Source organism: Frankia sp. CeRuru1 (genome assembly GCF_977966315.1).
Genome location: NZ_CDWWEW010000385.1, coordinates 1 through 4830, shown reverse-complemented (window position 1 = coordinate 4830; position 4830 = coordinate 1). Strand labels below are relative to the sequence as shown.

Below are 4830 nucleotides of genomic sequence, written 5' to 3'. Positions count from 1 at the left end.
CCACTCATCCACCCATGAACGAGCGGATCGCGCGTCTCGAACAGATGTCACGCATGAATCCGTATCGGTGACCGGGCCTGATGACCACGATGTTGTCCGCGGCGCGTCGCCGCGGCAACACCCCGAAGTACTCGGAGTACGCTTTAACCCTGAACCGCTAACCGCGAACTGCCGGCCGAAACGGCGTCGGTTCACAACCAGGACCGCGGCGGAGCAAACCCCCCAGGTTCCGCCGCAAGCACCCCGCCCGAAACCCCCATCGGGCGGGGTGCGCCCTGCCTCGAGCTTTTCCGTCGCGTCAGCGGTAGTTGACGAACTGGAGGGGAACTTCGAAGTCCTCGGCTTTGAGCATCTGGATCACGCGCTGCAGGTCATCGCGCTTCTTTCCGGTCACCCGTAGCTGATCACCCTGGATCTGGGCCTGTACCCCTTTCGGGCCATCCGTCCGGATCTTTTTGGCGATGGCCTTGGCCTTGTCCTCCGCGATGCCCTGCTGAACGGTGACGGGCAACCGGAACTCCTTGCCCGACGGCTTGGGCTCGTCGAAGGTCAGGGCCTTGAGGGAAATGCCGCGTTTGACGAACTTCTCCTGAAGCACGTCGAGCACCGCCTTGACCCGTTCGTCCGTGTTCGCTACAAGCAGAATCGACTCGCCGGACAGCGTCGCGGATGCGCCGGTGTCACGGAAGTCGAAGCGAGTCCGGATTTCCTTGACCGTCTGGTTGACGGCGTTGTCTATCTCCTGGGCATCAACTTTGCTGACGATGTCGAAGGATGGATCTGCCACGTGTGCGGACCTCCTGGTCGGTTCGATGTGGGTGAGGATCGTGTGGAGTCGGGTGCTGTGCGTGATCGTGGTGCGCGGCCTTCGTCTCGTGAGCCGCTACTCACCGTTGTAATCGATCGTCGGCGGCTGCGGCGGGGTGGTGCGGCATCACGATGCTCCGTCGGGACCGGTATGCTCCTCCACGACGGCAGGTTGCCCGAGCGGCCAAAGGGAGCGGTCTGTAAAACCGTCGGCTCAGCCTACGATGGTTCGAATCCATCACCTGCCACCATCCCGCAGTTCCCGGGGATCATGCTTCTGTACAGGCTCGGATCCACAGGCCCGGGGCATCGCTCTGGGCCTGTGTGCGTGCGGTCGCGGATGCTCCTTGTCGCCGGGCGGTCAGGTGTTCGCGGCGGCATCCAGGTCCGCCCGGGTCAGGACGGGGTGCAACGTCAGACCGAGCTCGGCGAGTCTCTCCCGGCCGCCCTCCTGCCGGTCGATCACGCAGAGCACGTGTTCCACGACCGCTCCGGCATCCCGCAGTACCCGGGTCGCGTCGAGCACGGCACCACCGGAGGTGACCACGTCCTCGATGAGGACGACGTGGCGTCCGGTGACGTCGCCGCCCTCCGCGATGCGTCGGGTGCCGTATTCTTTGGCCTTCTTCCGGACGAACCGGGCGGGCAGGCCGGTGCGCTGGGAGAGCAGAGTCGCGAGGGGCACTCCGCCGAGTTCGAGTCCGGCGAGGATCTCCGTGCCGGGCGGCACCAACTCGGTGAGTCCGGCCACCACCGCGGCGAGCAGCGCCGGGTCGGCTTCGAAGAGGTACTTGTCGAAGTACTCGGTGCTTGTCCGACCCGACCGGAGCAGGAATGTCCCGGTCAGATGGGAAGCAGCCCGAACCTGGGCGGCCAGCGCCGCGTTGTCGTTCACGTCTGCTCACTCTAGGACCGGTTCCCAGCCGGGATGCCGGCCGCAGATGGTCACCGGTGGTCGTTAAACAGTCACCGGCGACTGGTGACCAGAAACCGTGGCTCGTGGGCCGCCACGGCCGGGGCACTACCGTGGCCTCATGTCGTCGGCTGAGGCGGAGCGCGCGGTCCCGCTGTTCGTCTACGGGACGCTGCTGTTCCCCGAGGTCGTGCGGGCGCTCATCGGACGCGTGCCCCAGGCGGGGCCCGCTACGGTCACCGGCTGGCGGGCCGCCCGGCTGCGTGACCGGCTCTATCCGGGCCTCGTGCCCACGGCCGAGGCGGACGGGCCGGATCGGGCCACCGCCGGCCTCGTCCTCTTGGGGCTCGCCCCACGGGAACGGGCGATCCTCGATGCCTTCGAAGGCGAGGCCTACGAAGCCCGTCCGCTGGTCCTGGCCGACGGGCTACCCGCCATGGCCTACCTTTGGCGCGATCTCGCCGAGGCGATGCCGGAGAACTGGGACGCCCGCGTCTTCGCTGACCGTCATCTCACCGACTACGCCCTGCGATGCGTCACCTGGCGGGCGGGGCTGGCAGATCCGGCACCCTGACCGCGAGCCGCCGTTCAGCCGGTGGTGGGCGGCCGCGGACCCTCCTCGCGCCGGATGCCACCCCCGGAGGTCACCCGGGTGCCACCGGTCTCGGCGAGGCGACCGACTCCGGCCTCATGCCCGGCGGAGACCCCGGCCCGGTCGCTCGGATACGGCTCCTCGTACCCGGCTCTGGCCCGAGGAGCATCGTAGGTGCACAGTGCGTAGATGACGACTACGTCGATCGCGATGATGACGACAGACCAGACCGGGAACGCTGCAAGGAACGCCAGCTGCCCGATGGCGTTGATCGCCGCGATTGCGACACCTCCCCAGCGGGCGGCCTCGTTACGGGCCGCGATGCCGAAGGCGATCAGTATCTCGACGACGCCGACCACGATCCACAACCAGCCCCAGAAGGTGGTGTCGGCGTAGATCACGCTGGCCCCGCCGTTGAGGTTGTTCACTACGACGGTGTAGTCGCGCAGGGACGCGATGCCGTAGATCAGGTTGTGGAAGCCGACGATGAACATGATGACGGCGGCGAAGGTGAGCCATCCGTTCAGCGGGCGTGCCACCCGTGTTCCTGCCATCTCATCCTCCCCGGTCGTACTCGCGGCGGATCGCTCTGCCCGCATGGTGCGGTCCGTCGTTGTTCGGTGGTCATACGACTACCTCTCCGCCGCGTAGGTGCGATACCCACGGTAGACCGCCGTCACCCATCGTCGTGTCCGTCGGGCCGGAGATGGTTCTCTCCGGCCCGGGACACGATCAGGGAGCGCTGCCGGCGCCACCCGCCGCACCCACGCCACTTCTGCCGGTCCCACTCTTGCCGGCGGGCAGTGTCGTGACCGCGTTCGTCGCCACGCTCCAGCGGAGCTTGCCGAACTGGAAGGCGCTCTCCCGTCCGCCCGGGACCGAGTACTCGTCGGTGATCGGAAGCCCGAGGCTCGACGTCGTGCCACCGAGGCCCAGATAGGTCTGCAGGATGCGGCCGTGGACCTCGTGCGCGCCGATGGCCGGGTGCCAGTAGATCCAGCCACCCTGGAACCTCGCCTGAAGCGTCTCCGAGGCCGTGGCGTACTCGACACCGCTCACTGGTCGGTGCAGGAAGCTGTTCGTTCCGCCCAGCTCCAGGAACTTTGTCGCGATGGATCCGTGCAGGGCCCGTACGCCGGTCGCCACGGACCAGAAGGCCAGGCCGTTGGAGTAGCGCTGCCAGCGACCGCCACCGCCGGCGGGCAGTTCGCTGTCGACGGGCGTCCCGACGGCCAGACGGCTCAGCCCGGCGGTCGCGTACCACTTCTCGATCTCGCTGTGGGTGCCGTCGGCCTGTGCGGCGAGCGCGGTCAGCGTGCAGCACAGCACGTTCAGATCGACGTTGCCCATGATCCCCGGGACATTTCCACTCGAGGTGTACTGCCACAGCGCCCACTTCGTCCAGCCGCCGGGCAGCCAGCCCGGGGTCGCCTTGTTGTTATAGATGGCGAACCAGAACGGATACCGGGCGAAGCTGTGGTCGTCCGCCAGTTTCTTGGTCCAGAACGAGCGGTACGTGTAGAGGATGGGCGCCCGGCCGGTCTCGGTCTCGATCTTCTCGAGGAACGCCCTCGTCCAGGCGGCCAGCGCGGCGGGATCGAGTCCTCCGTCGTCCTCGAGGTCGAGCACGGGGGCCAGCTGCCCGGCGGCGCGGGTCAGCCCGCTCACCGTGATGAAGCGCTGTGCCTGGTCCACCGCGGTCGAGATCGGCCGCGCCGGCCGCGCGTAGTGATAGGCCCCGACCACCAGACCGGCCTTGGCGGCCGCCTCCCGGTCCGCGGCAAAGTACGGATTGGTGTAGTTCGTTCCTTCGGTGGCCTTAATGATCGCAAAGCTCAGGCCGGAGCCGCGCGCTGCGATCCAGTCGATGGGGCTGCCGCCGGGATGCTGCCAGGAGGCCACGTCGATCCCCCGTGGCCAGGTCGGGGACGGCACCGCGCTCTGGGCGACTCCGGTGGTCGCGGTCAACGCCCCCGCGGTGATGGCCAGCGCCGCGATGCTCGTCACCCGCCGGGGGAGGGGGATCGGCAGCGGGGACTGGCGGGTGTCGACCCGCCGCCGCGCCGACCCCGACGGAGGGCCGTGACCTTCTTCATCCGGGCGGCCAGGCGTGGGGGCGGTGGTCGGCAGAGCGGTGGTCGGCAGAGCGGTGGTCGTCGGCACGGTGGCGTCGGCGGTGGGACCGGGCCGGACCTTGCGCGTCGTCGGATACCGGCTGGAACGGTGCGTAGGACGCATGGGCAACCCTCGATGCTCGGGAGGCGATGCTGGGGAGGCTCGCCAGGCAGTTGGCTACGCCGGCAGCGGCGCACCAACAGGTGCTCCATACGCTAAGCATCGAAGAGATTACTTACAGCTATCAGCGTGAGTGGCGTCCAAGTAGGTTGCTACGGCTAGTTGTTCCCGCCGGCAATCTCCGCATGTTTCGATGGAACGGAGTGAGGGTCGGGCGTACTGGCGTGCCATGGGGCGGATCTGGCGACCAGGACGGGGGGGTCGTTTCCGACCGGCGTAGCGC

The 4830-nt window shown here is 68.0% G+C and carries 5 protein-coding genes and 1 tRNA gene; 2 read left to right on the top strand and 4 right to left on the bottom strand.

The features are described 5' to 3' along the window. Positions 1 to 298: 298 nt before the first annotated feature. Entirely contained in the window at positions 299 to 787 is a 489-nt protein-coding gene (locus AC08OP_RS20960) for a YajQ family cyclic di-GMP-binding protein (protein ID WP_476615743.1), read from the bottom strand. Between the two features lie 186 nt (positions 788 to 973). On the opposite strand from AC08OP_RS20960, the gene AC08OP_RS20955 reads away from it, so the two are divergent. Beyond that, a tRNA-Tyr gene (locus AC08OP_RS20955) sits at positions 974 to 1058 on the top strand. A 110-nt stretch (positions 1059 to 1168) separates the two neighbouring features. Here AC08OP_RS20955 and pyrE read toward each other — a convergent pair. Beyond that, positions 1169 to 1702: an orotate phosphoribosyltransferase gene (pyrE, locus tag AC08OP_RS20950; protein ID WP_476615742.1), complete on the bottom strand. Its 534-nt coding sequence runs from the start codon at positions 1700 to 1702 to the stop codon at positions 1169 to 1171. A 139-nt stretch (positions 1703 to 1841) separates the two neighbouring features. On the opposite strand from pyrE, the gene AC08OP_RS20945 reads away from it, so the two are divergent. Next, positions 1842 to 2294: a gamma-glutamylcyclotransferase family protein gene (locus AC08OP_RS20945; RefSeq protein ID WP_462185671.1), complete on the top strand. Its 453-nt coding sequence runs from the start codon at positions 1842 to 1844 to the stop codon at positions 2292 to 2294. Between the two features lie 14 nt (positions 2295 to 2308). Here AC08OP_RS20945 and AC08OP_RS20940 read toward each other — a convergent pair whose 3' ends face one another. Together AC08OP_RS20940 and AC08OP_RS20935 are read right to left on the bottom strand one after the other, a co-directional pair. Beyond that, a complete protein-coding gene (locus AC08OP_RS20940; protein WP_476615741.1) occupies positions 2309 to 2866 on the bottom strand; it encodes a DUF7144 family membrane protein in 558 nt (185 codons plus the stop codon). A 178-nt stretch (positions 2867 to 3044) separates the two neighbouring features. After that, positions 3045 to 4550 (bottom strand): GH25 family lysozyme, encoded by a 1506-nt coding sequence (locus AC08OP_RS20935; RefSeq protein WP_476615740.1) that lies wholly within the window; start codon positions 4548 to 4550, stop codon positions 3045 to 3047. Positions 4551 to 4830: the final 280 nt, after the last annotated feature.

What these genes read in the sequence shown, in the direction of transcription:
- AC08OP_RS20940 (WP_476615741.1), bottom strand. Translation starts at nt 2,866, where the DNA reads ATGGCAGGAACACGGGTGGCACGCCCGCTGAACGGATGGCTCACCTTC.
- AC08OP_RS20945 (WP_462185671.1), top strand. Translation starts at nt 1,842, where the DNA reads ATGTCGTCGGCTGAGGCGGAGCGCGCGGTCCCGCTGTTCGTCTACGGG.
- AC08OP_RS20935 (WP_476615740.1), bottom strand. Translation starts at nt 4,550, where the DNA reads ATGCGTCCTACGCACCGTTCCAGCCGGTATCCGACGACGCGCAAGGTC.